Source organism: Variovorax glacialis, from assembly GCF_051216375.1.
Taxonomy (GTDB): Bacteria; Pseudomonadota; Gammaproteobacteria; order Burkholderiales; family Burkholderiaceae_C; genus Variovorax.
Genome location: NZ_JBPJZT010000007.1, coordinates 354,444 through 379,959, shown reverse-complemented (window position 1 = coordinate 379,959; position 25,516 = coordinate 354,444). Strand labels below are relative to the sequence as shown.

The window sequence follows — 25,516 nt, the reverse complement described above, 5'->3', positions numbered from 1 at the left end:
TTTCTCAGATGCTTCGCTGGCAGGGTGGCTAGCCTAATGCACATGGCCGTGGGCGCGCCTGTGACCGTCGTCCTCAGGTTCATCTTCACGCGACCCGACGTGCCCATCGTCCTTACCGAAATGAAAGTCCTCGTCAATCTGCTCACAGGCGACAGATTCGCTCTGGACTGTGATGTGCGAGATGCCGAAGCTCGCCTTCATGCGCCGTCGTATTTCGGGCAGGATAAGGAGCTCGGCGTCGCCGCCTGACTCATTCACAACGTGGACGGTCATGCTCGCCTTGCCACTGGTCAAGGCCCAAACATGTAGGTCATGGATGCTCGCGACGCCGGGCACCTCAAGCAGCGAGCGTCGCAACTCGTCAATGTCAATCTCCTCAGGTACGCCTTCGAGCAGGATGTTCAGGCTTGCCTTGAGGAGCATCCAAGTCCGAGGGAGGACCCACAAGCCGATAAGAACGGCGACAGCTGAATCGACCCAGGTCCAGCCGGTGAGCTTGATGATGATGGCGCCCACGATGACACCGGCGGAGCCGAGCAGGTCGCTCCAGACCTCTAGGTAAGCGCCCTTCATGTTCAGGCTCTCGTCTTTGCCTGACGAGAGCACCCGCATGCTGATGAGGTTAACGACCATTCCGACAGCCGCTATCACCAGCATGCCTGTGGAGTGGACGGCTGCCGGCTCAGCGAGCCGTCCGTAAGCCTCGTACAGGATGTACAGCGCGACGAGGAAAAGCAGCACTGCGTTAAACGCAGCAGCAAGGATTTCGAATCGGTGGTAGCCGAAGGTCCGCCTGCGGTCGGCGGCACGTTTTGCTATCTGTATAGCCGCCAACGCGATGGCAAGAGCTGCAGCATCCGTGAACATGTGCGCTGCATCCGAGATGAGCGCAAGGCTTTTAGTTAGGATGCCGCCGGCCAGCTCTACGACGAGGAATGTGGTGGTGAGCGCCAGCGCGATGGCTAAGGAGCGTTGGTTGCTGCCCGCGGTGTGACTGTGATTGTGTTCGGCTGCCATGTGGTTCCCTTTGAAGCGGGTGCGGCCAGTGACCGCGCCCGCAACGCTTTAGTGTCCTCTGCCCGACTCCAGCACTTCGTCAGAATCTTTCCCGTGGAACAGTCGGTAGAGAAGCGGCAATACCAACAACGTCAGCGCCGTCGACGACAGAATCCCGCCTATGACGACGGTCGCGAGGGGTCTCTGCACCTCCGCGCCGGTGCCCGTCGCCACGGCCATGGGCACAAAGCCCAGCGATGCGACCAGCGCGGTCATCAGGACAGGTCGCAGCCGGGTTAGCGCCCCTTCGTGAATCGCCTCATCGAGGCTCCGACCTTCCTCCCGCAAGCTGCGTATGAATGAAAGCATCACCAAACCGTTCAGCACGGCGACGCCCGACAGTGCAATGAACCCCACGGCTGCCGAAATGGACATCGGGATGCCTCGCGCCCAAAGGGCCAGGACGCCTCCCGTGAGTGCGAAAGGGATGCCGGTGAATACCAACAGCCCATCCTTCACGTTGCCGAACATCGCGAACAGGAGCACGAAGACCAAGAGCAACGACAAAGGGATGACGAGTTGCAGGCGCTTCGTGGCCGACTCGAGTTGCTCAAACGTCCCGCCCCAAGTGGTCCAATAGCCGGCTGGGACTTTCACTTGCTTTTGGATAGCGGCTTCCGCATCCGAAACGAAGCTACCGATGTCGCGCCCTTGGACGTTGGCGCTTACAACGACTCGCCGCTTGCCGTTTTCGCGCGAGACCTGGTTCGGGCCAGGGGTTACCTCGAGCGTCGCCACCTCGGCCAGAGGAACATAGGGTGTCCGACCTTCGCTGCCCTTGGGCAACGGAATGGGCAGCCGCTTCAAGGCCTCGACGTCCGAACGAACGTCCTCAGGAAGGCGCACCAGAATGTCGAAACGCCTGTCGCCCTGGAAGAATGTTCCGGCCTCGCGCCCCCCGATGGCGGTGGCCACAGCCTCCTGCACATCGTTCATGTTGAGACCGTATCTGGTTGCCTTGGCTCGGTCGATGTTGACATTAAGCATCGGCAACCCGGTAGTCTGCTCGACTTTCACTTCCGTGGCCCCGGCGACGCTGCTGAGCGCTGCTGAAATCTGGTTCGCTGTTTGGTTGAGAACGTCGTTGTCATCACCGAAGACCTTGACCGCGACGTCTGAGCGGACACCGGAAATCAGTTCGTTGAACCTTAGCTGGATGGGCTGGGAGAACTCGTAGTTGTTCCCTGGAACATCAGCCACAGCTGCGCGAACAGCGGCGAGCAATTCATCGCGGGTCTTCCTCGGCTCAGGCCACTGGTCGTGCGGCTTCAGCATGATGTAGCCGTCGGAGATGTTCGGCGGCATCGGGTCGGATGCGATTTCAGACGTCCCCGTCCGTGCAAACACGCGGTCAATTTCTGGAAACTTCTGCTTCAGCGTCGTTTCAATCTGCTGTTGCATCTCGACCGACTGGCTCAAGCTTGTGCCAGGGATTCGCAAAGCCTGAATCGCGAAGTCGCCCTCGTTGAGGTTGGGAACGAACTCGCTGCCGAGCCGCGTGGCCGCGACCCCAGAAACCACGACGACTGCAGCCACGAAGGTCAGCACCACCGGCGTGTTCCCCATCGTGTGGCGCAGCGCCGGCTCGTACCAGCGCTTGGCCCACGTCATCAACCGATTCTCTTTCTCTGCGACCTTGTTGCCGATGAACAGAGCTACTGCCGCCGGGATGAAGGTGACAGAGAGAATCATGGCGCCCACGAGGGCGAGCACTACCGTGAATGCCATGGGATGGAACATCTTCCCTTCCACGCCGGTCAGCGCGAAGATGGGCAGATAGACAATCATGATGATGAGTTGCCCGAACAGCAGCGGACGCCGTGCCTCCCGTGATGCAAGGAAGACCTCGTGGAAGCGCTCCGACCGCGTGAGCGGCCGACCATGATGAGCCTGCGCATGCGCCAGGCGGCGCACGCAGTTCTCTACGATAACCACAGCTCCGTCTACGATGATGCCGAAGTCCAGCGCCCCGAGGCTGAGCAGGTTCGCGCTGACGCGGTAGTGGACCATGCCCGTGAACGTGAACAGCATCGAAAGAGGAATGACCGTCGCGGTGATGATGGCTGCCCGGATGTTTCCGAGAAATAGGAAGAGCACGGCGATGACCAGCACCGCACCTTCAAGCAAGTTCTTCTTGACGGTGGATATCGCCTTATCGACCAGCACCGTTCGGTCGTAGACCGTGACCGCCTTGACGCCCTCCGGCAGCGTCTGGTTGATGGCAACCATCTTTTTGTCGACAGCCTGCGAGACGGCGCGACTGTTCTCGCCAATCAGCATGAAGACCGTGCCGAGAACGACCTCCTTGCCGTTCTCCGTCGCCGCGCCTGTACGAAGCTCGCGGCCAAGGTCCACCGTCGCGACATCGCGGATGCGAATCGCCTGCCTGTCCGCAGTGCCGACGATGACATCGCGGATGTCATCGAGCGATTTCACTTGCCCTGGTGCCCGCACGAGATACTGCTCGCCGCGGCGCTCGATATACCCTGCGCCAATATTGGCGTTGTTCTTCTCCAAGGCGCCGACCACGTCAGGCAGCGTGAGACCGTAGGAAGCGAGGCGCTCGAGATTCGGTGCCACGACGTACTGCTTCTCGAACCCTCCGATGGAGTTGATTTCAGTCACGCCAGCGACGTTACGAAGCTGAGGCTTGACCACCCAATCTTGAATCTCGCGCAGGTCCGCCGGGGTGTAGGGCGTGCCATCAGCTTTCTTGGCCCCGTCCTCCGCCTCAACGGTCCAGAGGTAGATTTCTCCGAGGCCGGTGGAGATGGGCCCCATGGCAGGCGTCACACCCTGCGGCAGGTTGTCGCGGGCCTCCTGAATGCGCTGGTTGACCAGTTGGCGCGCAAAGTAGATGTCCGTACCGTCCTTGAAAATGACGGTCACTTGGGACAAGCCGTATCGCGACAACGAACGCGTCTCTTCGAGGCCCGGCAGGCCGGCCATGACGGTCTCAATCGGGTAGGTGATGCGCTGCTCGGTTTCAAGCGGCGAATAGCCGGGCGCTGAGGTGTTGATTTGCACCTGGACATTCGTGATGTCAGGCACGGCGTCGATGGGCAAGCGCGAGTAGTTGTACGCGCCCAAGACCCCCATGCCGAGCACCGCGAGGAGGACCAGCCATCGTTGCTCGATGGCGAAGCGGATGATGCGTTCGAACATTCCGGTCCCTTGCCTCAATGCGTATGGGTCGCGCTGGACTTGCCCAGCTCCGACTTGATGACAAAGGTATTGGTCGCAGCGAACTTGGCGCCTGGCTTGAGCCCATCGAGAATCTCGACCATCTTCCCGTCAGTCCGCCCGACCTTGACGGGCTGGGCGACGAACCCACCGGGAACGGCGAGGAAAACCACGCTTTCGTTGTTAAGTGTTTGAACTGCGTCAGCGGGAACCGCAACCAGTACGGCAGCATCGCTGCCGGCGAGCGTCACGGTCACGAAGAGGCCGGGCCGCCATGCCAGGTTCGGGTTGGCTAAGGTGACTCGCGCTTTTGCGGTGCGAGTCTGCTCTCCAAGCAGCGAGCCAACGTAGGACACATCACCTTCCGCCTTGCCATCAAAGGCCGTGGAGGTCACGACCGCCCTTTGGCCGACCCGGACGCTCGCCAAATCCTTCGGGGAAACCACGAATTCCGCCCAGACAGAACTGAGGTCGGAAATCGTGAAGATGCTCGCATCCTCCTTGACGGCTTCCCCCAGCGCAATGTGCTTGTCGACGATGGTCCCGTCAAAGGGCGCTCGCAGTTCGAAGCGATTGAGGCTTTGGCTGGCTGAGCCGGCTCCAATCGCTGCCAGCTTCTGCGTTGCGTTCTGAACCGCAATGTCGGCTTCGCGTAATGCGGTCTGCGCCGCAAGATAGTCTTGTTGCGCGGAGATTTTGTCCTCCCAGAGCTTCTTTTCGCGCTCGTAGGTCACCTTGGCCGCGGCTCGCCGTTGTTGTGCAGCCAAGAGTTCGCTTCGCTGCTCGGACAAGGTCGCGCTCGAAATGACGGCGAGCACCTGGCCCTTTGTCACGGTCTGCCCGAGGCGGGCCGGTACAGAGTCAACTACGCCAGCGAGCCGTGGCACAACGTGAGCCGTGCGGTCTTCGTCAAAGCGGATTTCACCTTGGAATTGATGCGCACCGAGAAGCTTTGCGGGCCCCGCGACCCGCGTAGAGATGTTGGACGTCTTTTGCTGCTCGGAGGAGAGCTTCACCTTGCCTTCGTCCTTGGACAGCTTTGCGATGACAGGTTGGTCGACGCCCGGCACGGTGACACTGATTTCCGCGTCGAAGAAGTGGGGCTCCTCGACCGAATTCCTCGTTGCAAGGATTTCCTTGGAGGGTTCGAAGACAAGCTCCTCTGTTTCACCTGTCGGGCGGGTCAGCGTGCCGGCAGCCTTGAGTTGTTGCGGCTCCAACGCGCTCGAGCCCTTGCTCGCCCAAAGGCGCAAGCGTGGTTCCCCGCCTTCTTCGGAGAGAGCAACCTCCACAGAAACGTCGCCAACCGACGTGACTTCACCGCCGTGTGGGCCCTTTTTTGAGGTCGCGTGATGCTCCTTGTCGGCATGCCCCTTGGCATCGGCGTCCTTGTGCTCCGCCTCCTTTCCGTGGTGCTCCGCATCCTCGTGCCCACCAGATTCGGTGTGCTCCGCGTGCTCACGGGCATCTTCGCCCTCTTGAGCCGGCCGGCCAGTCAATAGCAGCGCCGCTGTCGCGACTGCACCGACGAGGACGATGGCCGAAATGGCGGCCTTTTGCTTGTTCGAGATAGCCATGTCTGTTGCCTGTACGTCAGTGACCGAGGATGCGGTCGATGGTTGTCGCAGCCTGGTAGGAACTAGCCAGCGCGCCGAGATAGCGCACACGTGCTTGCAGCAGGCTCCGCTGTGCGTCCAGAACATCCAGGAAGCCGAACTTGCCGGCTTCAAACCCCTTGGTCGCGGCGTCGTGGGCTCGCTGGGCAGCCGGAAGCACAGTCGTCTTCAACGTCTGTGCGGACGCGCGAGAGACTTCGAGCTGCTTGCTGGCGCTGCTGAGTTCATTGGCCAAACGAATTTGGGCGTACTGGTACTCCTCTTCGGCCTTCTCCACTCGCTTGGTCGCCTCGTAGACGTTGCCCTGGTTGCGGTCGAAGAATGGGAGTGGTACCGAGACGCCGACAACGGCTTGAGTTCGGCCGAGTTCGTTGTCGCGCTTGGCGCCGACGCTCAATGTCACATCGGAATAGCGCTTGCTGTTCTCTACGTCGACCAAGGCACGGCGGCGGTCCAACTCCATTCGGCTTGTTCGGAGGGACGGCGACTGCAGCAGTTCTCCTTGGAGCGACTCCGCACTGGCGCGAGCCGGCAGGTTGTCCAAGTCGCCGCGTGCTTCCGTGAAGTGAGGCGCCGCGGCGCCCCATTGCGCAGCTAGGGTTTGGCGCGCGTTGAAGAGCTCGGCTTTGGCCTCCGAGAGTTCCAGCTGAGCGTTGGCCATCTCGACCTGTGCACGGGTTTCGTCCACAGGGGAAATCTTCCCGGCAGCAACGCGGCGTGCCGTCACGTCGGCACCTTGCAAAGCGATTTCCGCGGAGCCTGACGCCAGACGCACGCGCTCCTGGGCGACCATGACGGCGAAGAACGCCGCAATCACAGTGCTCTTCAGCTGGGCCTTGGCGTTGCTGAGCTCGGCACGGGCGACATCCTGCCCTCTCTCCGCCGCGGCAACGCGGGCGGCGCGCTTGCCCCCGAGTTCAATCGGAAAGCTGACCACACCGGTCGTGGTCCGCGTTTCCTTATTGGTGTCCTCAAGCAGTGCGCTGAGCTCTGGATTGCGGAGCGCACCGGCCTGCTGCACTGCGCCCTGGGTGGCCTCGAGCTCCCGTTCTGAGGCAGCCAACAATGGACTTTTAGCCACCGCGAACGCGAGGGCCTGGTCCAGGGTCAGAGAGCCTGAACTAGCGTCTGCGGCAGCTGGCGACTGACCAAGCGCCGAAGGTGGTAACGCAGGCTGCGCCTGCGACACAAAGGGACTGAAAAGCGTCGCCGCCAGCCCAAGCGGCCAAAAAAATCGTCGCATTGACTCTCACCGAAGAATGAATCCAGGGATTCGGCGAGACGTCGTTCAGCGAAAAAGTAGTTTTTGCTTCTGCGTCGCGCCGGCTAGGTGAGGCGCGACCACTTGGGGCGGTAGGGCGAGCTTGGAGGCGGCGAACTTGCTTGGGCGGCAGTTGGTGGCAACGGTGTCGCGTCGACATTTTCGACCAACGTCGCGGCCACCTCCGAGCGCAGGGGGTGAGCGCATGAAGCGTGGCAAACGTTGCAATCAGGGTCGGCCACAAGCTTGCTGTCGGTGCTTTTTTTGCCCACGTCCTTGTGAACATGCTCGTGGTGGCCGAAGTGCGGCACAGCAGACGCATCGGTCTCATGCTGGCAATACGCCGCAGCGCCGGCCCAGGTGAACTGGACCGCCAACAGGACGGCGAGGAAGAGGACGATTGACCGCAGCATGAGGGGCGAAGTATATCGACCGCGCTTTGAATCGGTCCGATGCACCCGAAAGGCCGGGTCGCACTCGGAGAATGCGCCAGACGGTGACAGCGCTTCACCAAGAACCTCGACCTGGCTAAGCCTCGGCCAAGTACGCGAAGACCGAACGCGCCCCGCAGCCAGACGCCAAAGAAGCCAAGCGGGGTCAGACGCGCACGTTCGGTCAGCGGATGGTGCGCAGCGCAGCTGAGTTGTGAATGGCAGCCTCTCAAGCGAGACGATGCATTACGCACTATCCAGTGACGCGTCATCAACCCAATTGGTGATTGACCCTGAATACGAGTGCCGTTACAACGCTCAACGCGCGAGAAGAAGAACTTCGCTGGAGGGACAGACCATGCTACGTTTTGTACGGCAGGCAGACTTTCACGCCCTTTCCCTCCAGGACCTATTGGAGGCCCGCGACCACTACCATGTGCACCTTGCGAATCTCGACACGGTCGTGGGCACCTCGGTCGGGAGATACCGCATCCGTATGCGCGACAAGAACTTCGACGACGCGGCCTTCGACGGGCAAGCGCCGAGCAAGGTGCTAGGTGCTAGAACTCTCGAGAACAGTCGGATAAGACCTTGGTCATGGCCGTGCGTCCTCGTCTTTGTCTCCGAATGGGTCGACCCCGAGGTACTGGCGAAGAAACCCGAGCGCACCATTCCGCCCGTGCTCTACCTACCTGATGGGCGGCAGGTTCGGACCTGTGTCGTTCTTGTGGAGCGTCGAGAGCCGAACCTTCCACCAGAGCAGGCGGTGTCGTACGCAACTAGCCTGCTGAGCCCGGGATTCCAGGTGTTCTCGGACGGCCAAGGCGTCACACGAATGGGCGTGGCTTCTTCCCTCGTCACAGACGGCACAGGCGCCTTCATGCTGACAACAGCACACGTGGCAGGCACTCCGGATAGCGAGGTCTACTGCATTCCGCGTGGTCAACGGCGCACCGTCGGGACGTCGACGAATCGCTCGGTCGACTCGCTCCCGCTCGCCGATGTGTATCCCGGGTTCGCCGGCAGAGCCGCGTACCTAAAACTAGACGCTGGATTGGTACGAATCGAGAACGTCAACAACTGGACGGCGCGCGCCATGGGCGTGGGGGTCATGGGCGCCCCCATCGACCTGAGTGCCGACACGCTCAACCTCAATCTCATCGGTTGCCCTGTGTTCGCCGAGCTTCCAGGCGGTATACGCGTCGAGGGCGAGGTCCAGGGCCTCTTCTACAGACACGCAACAATCGGAGGCGTCGATACGCTCAGCGAGCTCCTCATCGGTCCCCGCAAACAAGGCGACCGCGTCGAGACGCGTCCGGGGGACTCCGGAGTGCTCTGGTTCTGGGACCACGAAGCCGACGAGAAGGCCAAGGTGTCGGAAAAGGGCAAGCGTCCACCGGCGGAACAGTACAAGCCGCTCGCCGTCCAGTGGGGCGGCCAGGGCTTCTTCAGCGGCGCTGCGCAGTCCACAGAGTTCGCCCTAGCAACGAGCCTGAGTGCCATCTGCAAGGCTCTTAAAGTGGACTTCGTGCGCGATTGGGGAGTAGGCGAAGGCCGCTACTGGGCAAAGGTGGGGCACTACAAAATTGGCTTCGCGGCATGCTTCGCGCTTCAGTCCGCCAACGCCAAGCTTCTTTTTCAAGCCAACGCTACGTCCATCTCGGTCTCGGACGCTGACATCCTCGCCCAGAAGCTTCCGAGCGCGGCAAACAAGACCTCCTTCATCGGACTTGCTGACGTCCCTGACCTCGTGTGGAGAACGACCCGCGGCAAGGACAAGGCAAATCACTTTGCCGACATGGACCAGGAAGGAGTTGGTGAGTTCTCGGGTAAGACGCTGATGGACCTATGGCAGCATGACAAGGGGTCGCGCACACCGCAGGTGTGGAACGACTTCTACAGCAGCATCGACCCAAAGATGGTGCCGGCTCATCGAGGCGCCTTGCCCTTCCGGGTGGCTCAAATCTATGACGTCATGGTCGAGGCCGTACGGAGGAAGAAAATCGACGAGTACGTTTGTGCCGCTGGCGTGCTTGCGCACTATGTTGGCGACGCCTGCCAAACTCTACACGTCTCGTATCTCCACCATGGAGAGCCAGGAGACAAGAGCGATGACGATGTTCATGCGGTCTACGAAGACGACATGGTCACCCAGGAGGCTCCTATCGTAGTCTCGGAAGTGAAGGAGCTGGTCGATGCGACAGCCGCTCCACCTCTCTTCACGGGAGGCGCCAACGCAGCAGACTGTGTCGTCCAACTCATGCGCCGAACCATCAAGGCACTGCCGCCCGAGGACGTCCTCGCTTCCTATGAAGCACATCGTGGGCCCGGCCAAGCAAAAGCGATGTGGGATGACCTGGGCACGCGCACGCTAAAGCGAATGGCGGATGGCGCCGTCACGCTAGCTCAAATCTGGCAATCAGCCTGGACGGAAGGCGGTGGCGACAAAGCCAGCACGTTCTCCAAGACGACCCTGAAGGCGCCCATCGACAAGAAGGCCCTCAAAAAACTGTACGACAACCCCAAGTTCGCCGAATCGAACTGGCTGAAGGACATGTGACCTCGTGAGCCATCGTGGCCGAGCGATTGAGCGCGACGTGCCGACTTGCGGCTGGCGGGGTCGCCGGGGGTGCGTCGCGTACGCTGCGGTCCAATGCGGGCGCTCAATTCAAAAAACTTCCCGAGCGAACCGTGCCGTCAACTGCGCCCTACTCACGGACTGCCATTCCCCACTTCGCAGCGAGCACCGCGCCGCCGCAGATGGGGAAAGACCGTTGAATCTTGACGAGCTCAGCCGCGCGGCCTCGAGTAGTCCATGTACTCATCGTTGTAGAGCGCTGCGCGAAGCTGCTGCGTCAGCTCGGCGATGCGAAGGCGGATTGCCTCATTATTTTGCGGCCCCGACTTCGTCACGCCGTTGTAGGTGAAGAGACCGGACCAGTCCAACTCGTTGCACGCCCGCGCTGCGCGAAGACTTTCAAGGAAGTGGCGGCGGTCTTGTTGTTTGAACGTATTGATTGCGGGGAGAAACCCGACATAGTCAGCCAGGAAGACAAGGGCTAAAGCCGGCAGCCCCCAAACGGCGACCGTTTTCCACTCCCCTGCAAACAAGGCAAGTACGCCCGGTAGGCAGAGGAAACCGGCCACGACACACATCAGAACACCTAGTCGCAACCGCCAGCGCGCCTTGCTTTGAAGGTCGTCCTGCGTCGAGCTGTTTCGAGTAGCGTCGAGTCTCGTGTCAAAGGACTCTCGATGCTGCAATTCGTTGGCGCTGCTGGGGTAGTAGCCATGCAGTGACTTGAGGTAGAACACGAGCGTCTCCACCTGCTCCGCAGACAAGGTCGTCAGCCGAGGAAGAATCGGTTCCACGACCTGCCACAGCCCCTCGTCCTTTTCGACGTACCCGAGATACGCATCCTGCATTCCAGCCTCCAGAGTTCCACCTCAGGGGCAGTCTAACGCGCCATACGAGATGCACTGGTGCGCGCGCCGCGAATGTCGTCTTTCCGGTGCCATTCGGCAGCGAGGCCGCCCGCCCCTCTTGGCCGCTTTCCGTCCGTCGCGATGTATAGCAGGACTTGCAGACCGGCCTGAACCCACTGCTCGCCCAAGAATGTCGCTGCGTATTCGACGTCGTTGGCCCAGGGGGTGGGCGGCCCAGCTCCTCGCGTCAGGTAGACGGTGCCTGCGCTGGGGAATGCGCTTGTTCCCTCGCGGCCAGCAGGACTTCTAGTGCTGCTTTCGCGTCCCCGACGGCGCGATGGGTCGGGGGTTGCGTACCCAACTTCTCAGCCAAGTCCTTCAGCTTCAAGGACTCAACGTCGGGCCAAGCGGCCCGCGCGAGCATGAGGGTGTCGAATACCGGCCCGGCGAGCTTGTGGCCGACCCGCTTCGCCGCCTTACCAAGGAACCCTTCGTCGAAGTGGGAGTTGTGAAAAAACACGGGGTGCATCTGTGCAAAATCCGTGAACGCCTTGAACGCTTCATGCAACGGTCGTCCTGTGCGGCGAACCTCGTCATCCGTAATGCCTGTGAGCCTGCTGATAAATGGCGGCAAGTCGTGCCCGACGTTCACGAGCGCAGAGAACTCAGAAAGCACCTGACCCTCGGGACTTACTCGCACAGCACCGAACTCCAAAATGTCGTCGTTCTCCGCACTCCACCCGGTGGTTTCGAGGTCAGCAATTACGAACGTGCCCTCCGTAGCGGCCCACGCTCTCGGCAGGTCTTGAAGCATGCGCTCATCGCGCTCCTTGCGCGCCAAGCGACGCGCCATGAGGGCCTCGTTTTCCTTCCTTATCCGCACCGTGCCGGCAAGGCGCTGTCGAAGCCACGCCTCCATCGACCTTGGAGTGCCGGCGCGGAACGATTCGTTCTCGCGGGTCAACTCGCTCCAACAGTACCGAGAGATGGCCGTTTCCCGAATAGTGGCCAAGGCCTCGGCCGGGGAACGATGACCGCGCGGTTCCCCAAATGCGTCAACGAGCCACTTGATATCCGTTTTCGCGAGTGGTGGAATGTGCGCATACCCAAACTCCTGATAGTCCAGAGGAACGGCACGCCAGTCTTCCCCGGTCAAGTGGCAGGAGAGTTGATTGGCGTAGACGAACTCGAAAGGCATCTCTCGGATGAAGGCTTCGAGCACGCAGGCAGCATGCAGTGCGCGCAATAGGTCCTCGAAAGGCTGCTTTGCCTTACGCCGTTCGCGGACAGCTGCCCTGAGCTCCTTCACCACCAATCCGGCTGCTAACGGTCCGCGAGGGTTCGTGGCGCTGGCGAGCGGCAGCCCTTGGATGATGTTGACGGGCACGAACGGTTCCAACCACAGGGTAGCCTTGGGGGAACCGGCCTTCACTCGCCTGTTGTGCGCTTCCTCGTTCCACCACTGCTCTGACGCTCTCAAAGGACCGATGCGCCGGTCCAGTACAAAACGGCACGTTGCCAACGCGTTCGAAACGTCTGCCTCAGTCACTTCGACGTCCGGGAGGTCCGGCATCCCCTGCAGCGTGACAGTCATGGTTACGCCAAGTTCCGGCGGGGAAACCACCTGCGCGGTTGGGACAGGCGCGGGCGTGTTCACCTCGTTCAGCACATCCACGGATGTGGAGCGCCGGCCCTGCTCCGCGGGTGCATCAAAAAACTTAAACAGTCGGCTCAGGATGCCCATGTTTTTCCAATCGTTAAGCGTTTCGCAGCACCTTACCGGCCGCCGCCAACGGCGGTACCGAATCGAAACGGGTCGTGCTCATACAAGCGGAGCGCTCCCGAAGCCTCGCTCACGAGGTTTGCCGCGACGAGTGCGCTTACAGCATCCATTACGCGGCGCTCGGCGTCTGCTGGCGTCCGAGCCATACCGACCAGGCGACACACTGCTCTTGCAGCGTCGGACCGAGGTGGAGAGCCCGCTTCGCGAACGACGTGCAACACCAAGGCCGCCACCTCCTCGATGCAGACTTCGGCAACGTGCCGCTTGGACCCTTCGGTCGCGTCGGCGATGCGGAACGCGTTCCAGCCTTTCGGCTCGGCGTTGGCCGGCCAATAGAAGGTCTCATGGGGCTCCGTCGTCCGCGGCAGGGCGGACGGGACGAGTGACCTGAGCCGCTCGACAATCCTGGCCCCCGTACGTTCGAGACCCCACGCTCGCGCGACACGCTTGAAGAGCGCCGACGCCGGAATCGGCCCCTCTGCGTCGACTACGAGCTGAAGCTGGTCCGAGAGCCGTCGACTTGAGTGCGGCTCATAAAATGCCAGCGGGTCACCGGCAGCGACAGTCGCCGGCACGTAAACCTGAAGGCCGCCCGCTTGAGGGCTATCAGTGGCCGCCTGAGTTGCAACCAGCGCCGCCTCAGGCACGGCTACTGGGCTGCCGACTTCCCGCCCAGAGTCCGGTCGGTCCGAATCAGGCGACGCCTCCGACGTTGAAGCATGGTCAGCGGGACTAGTCCCGTCGTCGTCTTCAGCCTCTTCGTCAACCAGCGACTGAAGCAAAGCCGAGAGCTTCTGAACCTCCCCCTCTGAGTTCACCCACCAGTCCGTAGACCAGATGCGATGAATCCGCCAGCCGAGACCTTCGAGAATCAGCTGTCGCAAGCGGTCACGGTCACGCGCGGTGGCCCCTGAGTGATATGTTCGGCCGTCGCACTCGATTCCGACCAGGTAGCGGCCCGGGGCGCGCGGGTCCACGACGGCGAGGTCGATGCGATAGCCTGAGCAGCCTACCTGAGGATGCACGGTCCAGCCCATGTCGCGTAAGACCTTCACGACTGCGACTTCGAACGGGCTCTCGGGTTCCATGCCGGTCGGAGAACTCTGCTCGACAAGAGCTCGAGCGCCGCGGATGGCAAACTCGAGATAGTGCTTGAGGTCGCGCACGCCGGCGGCACGCACCCGCGCGAGGTCAATCTGCTCCGGCATGAGCGTGCTGTAGACGACTACGCCCTCTCGCGCTCGCGAGATGGCGACGTTCAGTCGACGATGACCGCCTTCGCCGTTGAGCGGCCCGAAGTTCATCGTCGTTTTACCGGCAGCGTCGGGACCGTAGGTGATGGAAAAGAAGATGACGTCGCGCTCGTCGCCCTGAACATTCTCCAGGTTCTTGACGAACAGCTTCTCGCGGGTCTGCGCTGCAATGGCGCGGTCAAGGTCAGGATTTGCGCGTCGGCGCGCGTCCAGCAAGGTGTCGATGAGCGATTGCTGCGTCTGATTGAACGTCACGACGCCCAATGTCAGGTCGCGCTTCGTCGGATTCAGGAAGTGCTCTTCGATGCCAGCAACGATGGCTTCCGCTTCTGCGCGGTTTGTCCTACTGCCGCCGCGGTCGTAGACACCTGCGACGCGTTGAAACTTGACGGCCACGTCGTCGGTCACCGGAGACGGGAAGGTCACCAGGGAATCGTCGTAGTAGCGATGGTTGCTGAACGTGATGAGGCTTTCGTGGCGGCTGCGGTAGTGCCACTTGAGGCTGAGCTTGTTCATGCCGGCGCCGAGGCACTCATCGAGAATGCTCTCAAGGTCCTCGACCCGTTCGTCGTCGCCAGAGCCGACCTCCTCGCTGTCGGATGACTTGTTGAAGAAGTTGGTCGGGGGCAACTGCTTGGGGTCGCCGACGACCACAACTTGCTTGCCGCGAGCAATCACTCCCACCGCGTCCCACACTGGAATCTGGGACGCTTCGTCGAAGATGACCAGGTCAAACTGTGAGAACCCCGCGTCCAGGTACTGCGAGACCGAGAGCGGCGACATCAAAAGGCAGGGCTTCAGCTTCGGCAGAAGGGTCGGCATCGCCTGCACGAGCTGGCGCACAGGCATGTGGGCGCGTTGTTTCTGACGCTCACGCAGGAGGCGACCCATCTCAGGGTTAGCCTTTGCCTCGACACCTGCAGCAGAGGGGATTTTTCCCGCCAAGGTCGCGGCAAGGTACCGCTCCGTGAGCTTCTGAAAGTTGGTGTCGGCGACGCGGAACTCGCGAATCTTGCGTTCGTGGTCGGCGCTTGCAAAGTCACGAAGAATCGGGTCGACGTCGATAGCCTTCTTCAACCACCAGCTTCGGTAGCTGAATTCAAAATGGCCTTCGACCTCGCTCAGGCCAAGGATGCCGCGCTCGAGGTCGGATACTAGGCCTTGGAGCCCCTGTGCGATTGCGTGGTCACGCGCTTTGCGCCAGAGGCACCATGCTTGCAACAGTCGTTTCGACGACTGCCAACCTGCGACTACGCCCTGAATTCGTTCGAGAGCGCCATCCGCATTGGTGGGGCCAGCAAGAGGCGCCACCGGCTTTGTCGCGCCGTTCAGCGTGTCGAGCTTCTGGCGCATGTCGCGCAGCGCGCCTCGGAACTCTAGGAGCGCCTGTCCGACCTTGCCGCTGGGCTCAAGCGCATCCCGGTTCACGGCGACGAGTGGCTGCAAGGCGCTGCGCAGGGCTTGCCCACGTTGCTCGTCTCCCCCGGCAACCCTAGCCACCGCATTGGCGAACTGCTTGGCCCATTCCTGGTGAGACGCCAGAGCGCTCCAGTCCGTCCTGATTCCATCGTAGGCGCCTTCAAGCAGGGTCTGAGCCTCCTCGTGCATCGACCGCAGGACCTGGTCCTCCTCGTTGACCTCGACGAGCGGCTGCAACATCGCGTCGACAAGTGACGGATGGGGCCGCTTCTTGTCTTCCCGGAACCCGGCCAGCTTCGCCGTGATGGCGCGCCGGCCCGTCAATGCCTTCAGCCACCACGATGCATTTGCCTGAGACCAGCTCGCGAGCAACTCGATTCCGTTGAGCTTGGCCAGCTGTGGCACCCAACCGGCGCCAACGTGTGCCCAATGTTGGTCTCGTGCCGTGCCATGCTTGACCAGCATCTGGACACGCGCGCGTGTTGATGGGTCATGGGCTTGCCGCGCGAGATTCGCCGGGACTTTGGGCGCCGCGAGCAGCGTATCGACGAGCACATCAAGGTCCGCGTAGCCGTCCATGCTCAACCCGGTGAGCGTTTGCCCGAGAATTGCCCCAAGGACCTGCGCCTTCGAATGCATGACCGTCGTCACGCGCGCCATGTCCTGGCAGGCAACCAGAAGTTCATCCCCCCACGTAGGCCTCCAGTCCGCCATGCCGATGAGGCTGAGCGGGTGTCCGTTTAGCTCGCCAATTGAACCGGCGAGCGCGGCCATGCGGCGCGAACTCTCTCGAAGCTTGTCGAGCTCCTCCCGCGTATGGGTCATCGCATCGACCCAAGGCATCGAAGATGGCTCTTTTCCAGCCCTGCCGATACAGGTACCGACGGCGTCAAACACCGTGAGGCCGTTGGGATAGCTTTGGTGCAGGGAATCGACGAGGCCGTTGAGGTCTTGGCGCAGCTGCGCGAGGCGCTCGGCTTCTCGTGACCAATCGTCGGTGGTCCGCTGGCCCGCTATGTCCAGGGCGCTTCCCAACTGCTGCAGCACTTCGGACTTCTTCGACTTCGATGAATGGAGCTCAAGGCAGAACGGCCCGAGCCCGATGGCTGTGAGCCTCCGGTGAACCACCGAGAGAGCTGCCATCTTCTCGGATACGAAAAGAACGGTTTTTCCCTTGCCGAGGCTGTGCGCAATGATGTTGGTGATGGTCTGGCTCTTGCCAGTTCCAGGCGGCCCTTCCAGCACCAGGTCGCGGCCCGTGTCGACCGCACAAATGGCCTTCAGTTGAGACGAGTCGGACAGCAGCGGCGCAAGGATGTCCTGCGGCTTATGGGTTTGGTCAAGCCGCTCGAATTCTCCGTTTTCGCCATCGCGCTCAAATGGCTGCCCCGGGTTGTCAATGAGGTGGCGCACCACGCGGTTGGCCCTGAGTTGGTCCGTGCGGTCCTGCAGGTCCTTCCACATCAAATACTTGGTAAACGAGAAGAGGCCGAGATGGGCTTCCTCGCGCACTTCCCATTTCTTGATTTCCGCGACCGCCAGGCGGAAAGCCTGCAACACCCGGGCCACGTCGACGCCCTTTTCGTCTGTGGGTAGCACTTCGAGCCCTGAAATTCGAAGTTCGAAATTCGCTTTCAGGAACTGGAGAAGTGTTGGGTTGACTATGGCTTCGTCGTCGTGCCTCGCGAGCCTGAATCCGGAGCGCACAGACTGACGCTGAAGCGTGACCGGTATCAACAGAATAGGGGCGAGATTCTTGCGCTCAGATTTCTCGTCCTCGGTCCACTGCAGAAGGCCTATGGTCAAGTAGAGGGTATTGGCGCCCCCTTCCTCGAGGCCTGTCCGAGCCGCGGTGTGGATGGCAAGGAGTCGACCATCCAGTTCATCCTGGCCGACCTTGGCCAAAAGGTCGCGGTTCTGCAGAGCCTCGAGCGCCATGTCATCGAGTGGCGTGCGGCCGCTACGACCGGCGTGGACCTGCGCCATTCGCGGGTCCGCCCCTTCCATGATGGATGGTAGTGGCCGCACCTTGAAGTCCTTTCCATCTGACAAGACGTCTTCCAGCCGCGCAAGGTCGGGGGCGACGAACTGCAGCGTTGTCTTTGTAGCCTTGAAGTTCAGAAGCTTGTTTCGAAGCGTCAGGTCTAGCAGGCGCGATTTCCACTTCGACAACCTGCCCTCAGGCGTGTCGGCATAAGGCAGGTCCAACGGCGTCAGTGCCGCGACGTCTAAGTCCGGCATGTGCGGAGTCGGCTCAATGCCTGTGGGCTCCTCTGCTTGGCCATTGTCACCGCCCTTTAGTGGCACGGCCCTCGAGGGAAGCGGCCGAATCTGGACTTCACGAGCACGGTGGATATCTACCGCGTAACGAAAGGCCTCCTCGTCCAGGAGGTGTTCGTTGCCCCGCTCCATCGCAACTCGAAGCGTTGGGCGATGACTCTGGTGCATAGCCACGCCGGTGGTTTCGAACACAAGCAGCTCACCGCTATCAACCCGCTTTCGTACCGATTGGACGTCGTCGGTTAGGGGCTCCGGAAAACTCGTTTGGTGAAGCCATACCCCTACCCACGCGTGGCCTCCCTTGAAGAGAACCACTGCACGCAATCCAGCCTGCTCGAAGCAGGAAGCGAAAAGCATCGCCAAGTCGAGGCAGGTCGCCACCCCGGCGTCCAAGATGCGGTCAGGCGTACGAATCTTCTGCCCGTCGGTTCCGAACGACGCGGGAGGTTCGGCGTAGTGCAGCCCTCCTGCCGCAATCGTGCTGTAGAGAGCGGATATCTGCTTCCAGACGACGTCGCGGCTTTTGGACTGATAGCCGTTCATCGAGAGTTCGTTGTGCGCGGTCCGCAAGAGGCCGGCTGCCTTGCCCACCAGCACGTCGATGGCCGGGTTGTTGGGCATACAAAACGCAGCCAAGAGCTCTGGAAGCGCACGGGTCCCAGCCCACTGGTCGTACGCAAGCACCTGCATTGGGTGACCCGCGCGGGCGAGCTCCGTGGTGCCGGACTGCACAGTGACCGTAATCGACGCCGTCACTGCTTCCTGGAGGTCAGCAAGGTACGAGTGGTCCGGCCGCAAGTCGAGCGGAGAAATGCGGCGCGATTCGCTAGGACTCAGCCGGTCGAAACGCAGCTTGACGCCCTCCGCGAAGCGTGGGTTGCAACTCACCAAGACCTCGACGGCCTCCAGCGGCTCTGCGCCGGTGTTGGTCAGCCGCAGCGAACGAATGACTGGGACGGAGTTCTGGATGGAGGCGTAGCCGAGCGTTGCGTCGGCCTCAACCTCGATGAGCACAACATGGAGGGTGGCGGACGGCTCTGACGCCGCCCCGAGGCCGATTGCCAGTGCTTCTTCGTTTTCTTGGACGTCCATTCGCTTCGTGTTTCTTCTTGGAAGGAGGCGATTTTGCGGGGTCGCGATGATTTGTGCCTCGTTCTCTTGTCTTACCCAGCGGATTTCCACTGATTGCGTGATGAAATCCCGCGGCAAAAACGAGGCTTGGCTGCTATGAAGAGAACAAGGCTCTGACCGACTCGAAGGCGCCGGTCTTGAGGTCTTCATTTCCTACAGCTGGACAAACACCGAGCACGAGCAATTCATCCTCGACTTTGCTACTTCGTTGAGAAATCACGGTGTCGACGCTGTGCTCGACAAGTGGGACCTTAGGCCGGGTCAGGACAAATACGTGTTCATGGAGTCGATGGTCGTTGACGCTTCAGTCACAAAGGTTCTGGTTGTCTGTGACCGCAAATACCAAGAGAAGGCAAACGCGCGTGCAGGTGGCGTCGGAACGGAATCGCAAATCATTTCACAGGAACTGTACGGTAAGGTGTTGCAGACGAAATTCATTCCCGTCGTGCGTGAGTTCGACGACGAGGGCCAGCCGTGTTTGCCGGTTTTCATGAAAGGGCTCATCTACATCGACGTGTCGTCGGAGGAGAGATATGGCGAAGGGCTCGACCACCTGTTAAGGCTAGTCTACGAACAGCCTTTCCATCAAAAACCGAAGCTCGGCGGCGCTCCGGCGTTTGTGAGCGACGGCGGAGCAAGTCACGTCAAAGAACTTGCCGCGGCGATGCGTTCCATTCAAGATGGAAAGCCGAACCGCCAGGGCCTAGAGGCGCTGTTCGTCAAGGGCCTACTGACAGAACTTGACAAGCTGTATGTCACGCCGACGGGCAACGATTACCACGAAGGCGTGTACCAAGCCATCGCTGCAACGAAGGGCCTTCGAGACCAGATTGCGGAATACGTCGAAGCGGTGGCGGCCTTCTCAGGCGACGACACGAACTCGTTGAGTCCCTTCATCAGAATGATGGAGGGACTCGGCGCGCATTTCGGGCCGCCCGCCTCTCAAGGAAGCTACTACCCAGGATGGTCCGACTTCTACTCGTACTTCGCGCTTGAAGTGTTCTTAGTTCAGACAGCCGCTCTCATTCGACACGGGCGCTGGAAGTCCCTACGCCGGCTTCTCGGCGCCACGTATGTCATTCAGGGCAGTCAGAACGAAGCTAAGGCTACCAACTATACGGCGTTCGACGCGAATCTGTTGTCGCTCGACGAGCACCGAAATCAACAGCTAAAGCTAAACCGCGTCTCGGTAAGCGCAGACTTGCTCAAGGAGCGCTCTTCACCCGACAAAGTGACTTTTCCTGAGCTGATGGAGGCCGAAGTCCTTCTCATGCTCGAAAGCATTGCGCGCCTCGGCTCTGAACCAACGGGGACCTGGCCACGCATTTGGTCTGCGAGAACCAATGTCTATTGCACTTACGGGAACAAGTTCCCGCTCTTTATGCGCGCAGCTGACGAGGAGGTTCGAAATGGCGTTCGCACCGCCATCGGCATCAGTACTGGAGCTGACCTGGATGCTAGGCTGGAGGTTGCCAATAGGAGACTGGACGGATTCGCTCGTCTTAGCCGAGGAACCTTCAGCGAGTTCAATTTTCTCGAAGCTATCAATGCCAAAGAACTTGTCAGGTGAAGTTCAGGCTCACTGTACTTCGAAGACCTCGAGCTCAAGCGCTTTGAAGACTTGGCTCGCCAGCTCGTCTTTGACTTCCAGCCTTGGCGTCGTCTCGAAGCGACCCGAATACGGTACGCCGTGTCGTCGGCGAGATGGTCTTCCTTTCCTCCTCGACTCTCTTGCCAAGGTCGACTGGGCACGAAGAACGTGCAACGCTCGCTCTGAAATCGTCGATGCCAAAGCTATGCACCGTGGCGCTTGGCGGCCGGGCAGTGGTGCATCTTCCTGGCGGAAGCCATCCACAAGCCGAACTGTGAAAGGGGCTCGCGGACTAGCCGGCGCAGCGCTTTCCGCCAGGTCGACCGCCAACGCAAGGCGATGCCTCATGTGTCGGTGACGCCTGGGACCCCCCCAGTCCCCGGCCAGCCACATGAAGACAAGGCGCTACTACTGCACAATTTTGGGGAGTACCGGCAAAGGTGCCCCCGTCTCAACAGCTAAACCCCGGTAAGAATGCCACCTCGCATCGGTAAGCGACGGCAACGCCAAGTGAGATGACGTCGGGCGACAATCGCCGCAAAGAACTAGAACCAAAGAATGACAGCACTCGTACTGCACCTGAGCGACATCCACATCAAATCGGAGCGTGACCCTATCCTCAAACGGGCTTCCGAAATCGCCAGAGCTACCTATCACGCGCTCCCCGAGGCCAGCGCCGTCCTTATTGTCGTATCTGGCGACATCGCATTTAGCGGACGAGCGGACCAGTACGCGGTCGCCTCTACTTTCTTGGAAAGGCTGCGCAAGGAAATTCAACTGGAACGTGAGATTCCTGTTCACTTCATTCCCTGCCCCGGAAATCACGATTGCGACTTTTCTAAGGACACGACAACAAGGCAAATGGTGCTCAGCGGCGTCCAGGCGAAGGGTGCGGTTGCGGTAGACAACTCGGTCATCGCGACCTGCGTCGAAATTCAGGAAAGCTACTTTGCTTTCGAAGAATTGCTCACGGAGGGGGTTCCTTTCCAGCGCGGCGACTCCCTATGGAAGTCTTACGAATTTGAGTTAGAGGGCAAGGCGCTAACCTTCGACGCGCTCAACGTTTCTTGGGCCTCGCAGCTGCGCGAAGAGCAAGGCACGCTGACCTTCCCGCATCAGCGATACGAAGCAAAGGCGAAAGAGCAACCGGACATCAGAATCGCCGTTCTCCACCAGCCCATGAACTGGTTCGGCCAAGCCACCTACCGGCCATTCCGGCAGTTCCTTCGCGGACTGTCGAACATCGTGATGACGGGCCACGAGCACGTCGGTGTCTTCGGAGAGAACACCGATGCGGAGAGCGGCAGCAGTGCATACGTCGAGGGGTGGGTTTTGCAGGGCGAAAGCGACCTCAGCGATTCTGCGTTTGGGCTCATCGAACTGAACTTGGAAGACCAAACTTACCGGGCAACGAAATTTGCTTGGCAAGCCGGCATGTACGCGCCTTCCGACGAGGGCTCTTGGCAAGACTACAGGAACCTTCCCGCGAAGCAACGAAGCGCCTTTGCAATCAACGCGGGTTTCCTGCAGCTACTTCGAGACCCGGGCGGTACCTTCCAGTCCACAGTCGGCGAGGAAGTCACGCTCGAAGACATTTATGTCTATCCAGACATGCAGAGCCAGGACGAGGAACAGTCTAGGGAACTGCTGCGCGCTTCAGTCTTGAGAGACAAGGAGTGGTTGAACCGCGGCGTCCTTCTCGAGGGCGAGGAGAAAGTGGGCGCCACGAGCCTGTTGTTCCGACTGTATGAAACGCACCACGATTCAGGGTTGGTTCCCCTTTATCTTAGGGGAAGCGACCTTAGGAATTCTTCCGACAAGGACCTCGACGTCGCTGTACGACGGGCAGTCGAAGAGCAGTATGGGGCTGAAGCATTCCTGCGGTTCCAACAGACATCGAAGGAGCGGCGGCTACTCCTCCTAGACGATTTTGACGACAGTCCAATGAAGGCGGTCGCGCATCGTTCACGAATCATCGGTTTTATGTCGCGACGCTTCGGTCAGGTCGTCATGACGGTGAGCCCCCTCTTCAGTCTAGGCGACCTATTCACGATGCCAGAGGGCGACTTTCTGAAGGACTTTCGCCGGTTCCGCCTTCTTCCGTTCGGTTACGGCCGTCGTGCTGAACTAGCGACAAGATGGTTTCAGCTCACAGGTCGCGACGGGACCATGAGCGAAAGCGATTTCTCTTCGAAGTGCGCCGCCTCAGAGCGACTGTTCAACACGGTGATGGTCCGCAACATCATTCCCGCACTTCCTCTCTACCTACTGACCCTTCTGCAAGGCGTCGATACCGGCGTCGCCGGTAGCTTTCAGGAGAGCGCACTAGGGCAATACTACGGATTCCTTCTCAATGAAAGTCTTCGGAAGGCGGGTGTTCAGCCGCAGCGCTGGGAATCCATCATCGAGTACTGCTCACATCTGGCTTGGCATTTCCACGGCACCGGGGCGAAAGAACTTGAGAAGTCAAGCTTGCGCGAGTTCAATCGCAATTTCGAGCGAGACCAACACTCAGTAGCTTTTGAGGCTCGTCTAGAAGACCTGCTGCGCGCCCGTGTCCTCGTACAGAGTGGCGACTACTTTCGATTTCGCTACCACTACATCTACTATTACTTGAAGGGTCGGTATCTCTCGAAGCGGATGGACGACCTCGAGGTCCAAGCATACGTCAAACGATGCTGCAAACATCTCTATGCGCGGGAGAATGCCAACACCCTGCTCTTCCTCGCCCACCACGCCTATTCAGACAAATTCTTTCTGTCATGCATCGTCGATGCGTTGAACTTGCCCTTCGCGGGAGTTCCAGAATCGAGATTTGATGGCAACGATACCAAGCGCATTGCCACGCTCGTTCATGACGCGCCGAAACTTGTCTACACGGGCGAGACGCCAGAGCAGCATCGAAATCGCTTGAACGAAGAAAAGGACCGCCTTGGCGATGCACCCGACGGCCTAGCCGAATGTGAAGAGGACAGCGACGACCTAAGCCTTTCAGCACAGCTCGCAAGCACCGCCAAGACCGTTGAGATTCTCGGACAAGTGCTCAAGAATCAGTACGCGGTAATTGGACGCTCTACGCGCGTGGAGATGCTTAAGCAGCTCATGCGCGGCCCGCTGCGCGGGACTTCTGCAATTCTCGATGAACTCCTCAACTCGCAAGAATTTGTCATTGCAGAGCTCGAAGAGCAGCTTGAAAAGAAGGCACATATCAAGGATGGTGAGCGCCGAAAGGAGCTAGCGCGACGAATCCTTGCCCACTTTTTGCAGAGCGTCGCCTTTGGATTTATCTACCGAACGGCCGCCGCAGTGAGCTCAAGAGATTTGTCCGAGGACATACAGGCGGCCGCCAAGTCAATCGGAACGCCGGCAGCGCGCCTCATCGACCTCGCCGTGCGGCTAGATTCTCCCGAACCTCTCCCTCGTGACTTCATCAGAAAGCTCGATGAAGAGGTCAAGGCGGATATAGTCGGAGGCAGCATGATTCGAATGCTTGCGCTACAGCGCCTATACATGTTTAGGACGACCCACGAGGACAAGCAATGGTTGGCAAGTCAGGAAATTCTTGACATAAAGAGGGTGGACTCTGTCAGCTACCAATCTAGAAAAACGAAGAGCTTGAAGCAGTGATGAATAGGACAGCGTGTCAAATCTAAAAGAACTCATTGGAATGGCCAGCTTCCTATCTGGCCGACCGCGCAGAGCAATTTCTGAGGTAGAACTTGATGCAGATGGGAGCTTGGAATTGGAGGGCGACACCACGCCTCAGGCGGGAGAAGCCAAGCGCCGCGAACACTCGTCGCGGGAGCCCAGCTCCGATGGCGATTCCTGACGGGCTGAGTACAGGCACTGCGTCTAAACTTATCCCGCAGTTTCGGCGATTGCTCGGACTGCAAGCCAAGTAGTAACGACTTCCTGACGCCAACGAAGCAACTTGGTTCTAGGAAGCTGCAGGCGAGGTGGGAGCCGTTCGGGGTTATGCCGTACGTCGCTTCTGATGGCACGCACGCTGCGACCAAGGATGCAGGCCATCTCTTCGACTTCCAACAACGTCGATGGCGCTCGGACGTCCGCCCGCTTGGAGCCGCATCGAAACCTCGCGCTCACGTTGATGACCGGCGAACCGCCCGGCTCGGCACTGCGGTGGGCTCCAATCTGACGGCGTGGTCGAGAGACGCACCAACACCCCAGAACCATTGGTCGACGACGTCCGCCGAGCGATGCTCGCACAACAACCTCGCAGCTTCCAGCAATTGTGACGCTGCCGACGGTCGCGGACGGGGCGAGCGAGGTGGCCCCTCTGCGGCGGCGCGAAACCAGCGAGCATGGTGATTTTCGATGCGGATGCAGAGGCACCCGGCGCGCGATTTGCTCGCAATCAGCAACTCCATCCGTCCGAGCATGAGGCAGTCCTTCGCCCACCGGCGCGCTTGAACGCCAACTATTGGAACCAGGATGCGCATCTCGGTCCCTTGGCATCGGAGCGTTGGAACGGCGATTAGCGTACCGCTGGGCAGGGCCATCAGGTCCAGCGTACAGGTCATGTCCGGCGAACCGAGGGCTTCGGCTGTTCGTCCGCAATGGGAACATGGAGCAGGTAGCTCACGAGATTGCCGACAAGGGCGGCGGCTTTTGATGGCGGAAGGAGATGGGCGCGGTTCAGGCGTTCGACGGCGGGTTGAGAGGAATGCACGGTAGGTTTTGTTCGAGGGGGACCTTTCTATAGGAGTGCGGTTTATATCGGCTTCATGGCTTACTTCCGCGAAACAACGCGACGTCAAAAAGCTCTCGAGACCTTCCCCCCGCGGTAACCCTTTGGGCCGCGCACTGCTGGACTCAACAGTCGCGAGCGCATGTGCAGGACCCCCTGGACCAAGCGACCTTCATTTGGCGAAGAGGCTGCCCTGTGGATAACTGCCGCCCCCCCCTCCACCCCCCAAAAAAAAAGAAAAATCCGAAAACGAAGACCGAAGTCTTAGCATGCAACCAGATGCATGCTTCGCTTTTAAGGGAAAAGGGTTGAAATCGGCGTACGCTAGGCACCTCCGACCTAATATAAAGGTTCGATCCCCTCCGGGCAGGCCAAGCT

Annotated in this window: 11 protein-coding genes; 3 read left to right on the top strand and 8 right to left on the bottom strand. The window is 60.3% G+C overall.

Annotated elements, in window-relative coordinates:
- Positions 1-33: 33 nt before the first annotated feature.
- From ACSFBL_RS20725 to czcI, 5 genes are all read right to left on the bottom strand, one after another.
- On the bottom strand, positions 34-1,017 hold the full coding sequence (locus ACSFBL_RS20725; RefSeq protein ID WP_435517697.1) for a cation diffusion facilitator family transporter: 984 nt from the start codon (positions 1,015-1,017) through the stop codon (positions 34-36).
- Positions 1,018-1,065: 48 nt separating this feature from the next.
- Complete coding sequence (locus ACSFBL_RS20720) at positions 1,066-4,221, bottom strand: CusA/CzcA family heavy metal efflux RND transporter (RefSeq protein ID WP_435517696.1); 3,156 nt, start codon at positions 4,219-4,221, stop codon at positions 1,066-1,068.
- 14 nt (positions 4,222-4,235) lie between these two features.
- Positions 4,236-5,816, bottom strand: coding sequence for an efflux RND transporter periplasmic adaptor subunit (locus ACSFBL_RS20715; protein ID WP_435517695.1), 1,581 nt, complete (start codon positions 5,814-5,816; stop codon positions 4,236-4,238).
- 16 nt (positions 5,817-5,832) lie between these two features.
- Positions 5,833-7,098: a TolC family protein gene (locus tag ACSFBL_RS20710; RefSeq protein ID WP_435517694.1), complete on the bottom strand. Its 1,266-nt coding sequence runs from the start codon at positions 7,096-7,098 to the stop codon at positions 5,833-5,835.
- Between the two features lie 83 nt (positions 7,099-7,181).
- Positions 7,182-7,529: a cation efflux protein, CzcI family gene (gene czcI / locus ACSFBL_RS20705; RefSeq protein WP_435517693.1), complete on the bottom strand. Its 348-nt coding sequence runs from the start codon at positions 7,527-7,529 to the stop codon at positions 7,182-7,184.
- A 376-nt stretch (positions 7,530-7,905) separates the two neighbouring features.
- Here czcI and ACSFBL_RS20700 point away from each other — a divergent pair, with 376 nt between their 5' ends.
- A complete protein-coding gene (locus ACSFBL_RS20700; protein ID WP_435517692.1) occupies positions 7,906-10,107 on the top strand; it encodes a phospholipase C/P1 nuclease family protein in 2,202 nt (733 codons plus the stop codon).
- A gap of 230 nt (positions 10,108-10,337) precedes the next feature.
- Here ACSFBL_RS20700 and ACSFBL_RS20695 read toward each other — a convergent pair whose 3' ends face one another.
- The 3 genes from ACSFBL_RS20695 to ACSFBL_RS20685 all read right to left on the bottom strand — a co-directional run bounded on the left by ACSFBL_RS20695 (position 10,338) and on the right by ACSFBL_RS20685 (position 18,800).
- A complete protein-coding gene (locus ACSFBL_RS20695) occupies positions 10,338-10,973 on the bottom strand; it encodes a hypothetical protein (RefSeq protein WP_435517691.1) in 636 nt (211 codons plus the stop codon).
- A 247-nt stretch (positions 10,974-11,220) separates the two neighbouring features.
- Positions 11,221-12,717 carry a 3'-5' exonuclease gene (locus ACSFBL_RS20690; protein ID WP_435517690.1) on the bottom strand — a complete coding sequence of 499 codons (1,497 nt, stop codon included), beginning with the start codon at positions 12,715-12,717 and terminating at the stop codon, positions 11,221-11,223.
- Between the two features lie 32 nt (positions 12,718-12,749).
- Positions 12,750-18,800, bottom strand: coding sequence for a DUF3320 domain-containing protein (locus tag ACSFBL_RS20685; protein WP_435517689.1), 6,051 nt, complete (start codon positions 18,798-18,800; stop codon positions 12,750-12,752).
- Between the two features lie 187 nt (positions 18,801-18,987).
- Here ACSFBL_RS20685 and ACSFBL_RS20680 point away from each other — a divergent pair, with 187 nt between their 5' ends.
- Both ACSFBL_RS20680 and ACSFBL_RS20675 read left to right on the top strand, forming a co-directional pair.
- Positions 18,988-20,409: an SEFIR domain-containing protein gene (locus tag ACSFBL_RS20680; protein ID WP_435517756.1), complete on the top strand. Its 1,422-nt coding sequence runs from the start codon at positions 18,988-18,990 to the stop codon at positions 20,407-20,409.
- Positions 20,410-20,988: 579 nt separating this feature from the next.
- Positions 20,989-24,057: a metallophosphoesterase gene (locus ACSFBL_RS20675; protein ID WP_435517688.1), complete on the top strand. Its 3,069-nt coding sequence runs from the start codon at positions 20,989-20,991 to the stop codon at positions 24,055-24,057.
- The last annotated feature ends 1,459 nt before the right edge of the window (positions 24,058-25,516 follow it).

Bases quoted from the DNA above. Each gene is read 5' to 3' on its own strand.
- ACSFBL_RS20695 (WP_435517691.1), bottom strand. From the start codon at position 10,973: ATGCAGGATGCGTATCTCGGGTACGTCGAAAAGGACGAGGGGCTGTGG.
- ACSFBL_RS20690 (WP_435517690.1), bottom strand. From the start codon at position 12,717: ATGGGCATCCTGAGCCGACTGTTTAAGTTTTTTGATGCACCCGCGGAG.
- ACSFBL_RS20715 (WP_435517695.1), bottom strand. From the start codon at position 5,816: ATGGCTATCTCGAACAAGCAAAAGGCCGCCATTTCGGCCATCGTCCTC.
- ACSFBL_RS20675 (WP_435517688.1), top strand. From the start codon at position 20,989: ATGACAGCACTCGTACTGCACCTGAGCGACATCCACATCAAATCGGAG.
- ACSFBL_RS20725 (WP_435517697.1), bottom strand. From the start codon at position 1,017: ATGGCAGCCGAACACAATCACAGTCACACCGCGGGCAGCAACCAACGC.
- ACSFBL_RS20710 (WP_435517694.1), bottom strand. From the start codon at position 7,098: ATGCGACGATTTTTTTGGCCGCTTGGGCTGGCGGCGACGCTTTTCAGT.
- ACSFBL_RS20720 (WP_435517696.1), bottom strand. From the start codon at position 4,221: ATGTTCGAACGCATCATCCGCTTCGCCATCGAGCAACGATGGCTGGTC.
- czcI (WP_435517693.1), bottom strand. From the start codon at position 7,529: ATGCTGCGGTCAATCGTCCTCTTCCTCGCCGTCCTGTTGGCGGTCCAG.
- ACSFBL_RS20685 (WP_435517689.1), bottom strand. From the start codon at position 18,800: ATGGACGTCCAAGAAAACGAAGAAGCACTGGCAATCGGCCTCGGGGCG.
- ACSFBL_RS20700 (WP_435517692.1), top strand. From the start codon at position 7,906: ATGCTACGTTTTGTACGGCAGGCAGACTTTCACGCCCTTTCCCTCCAG.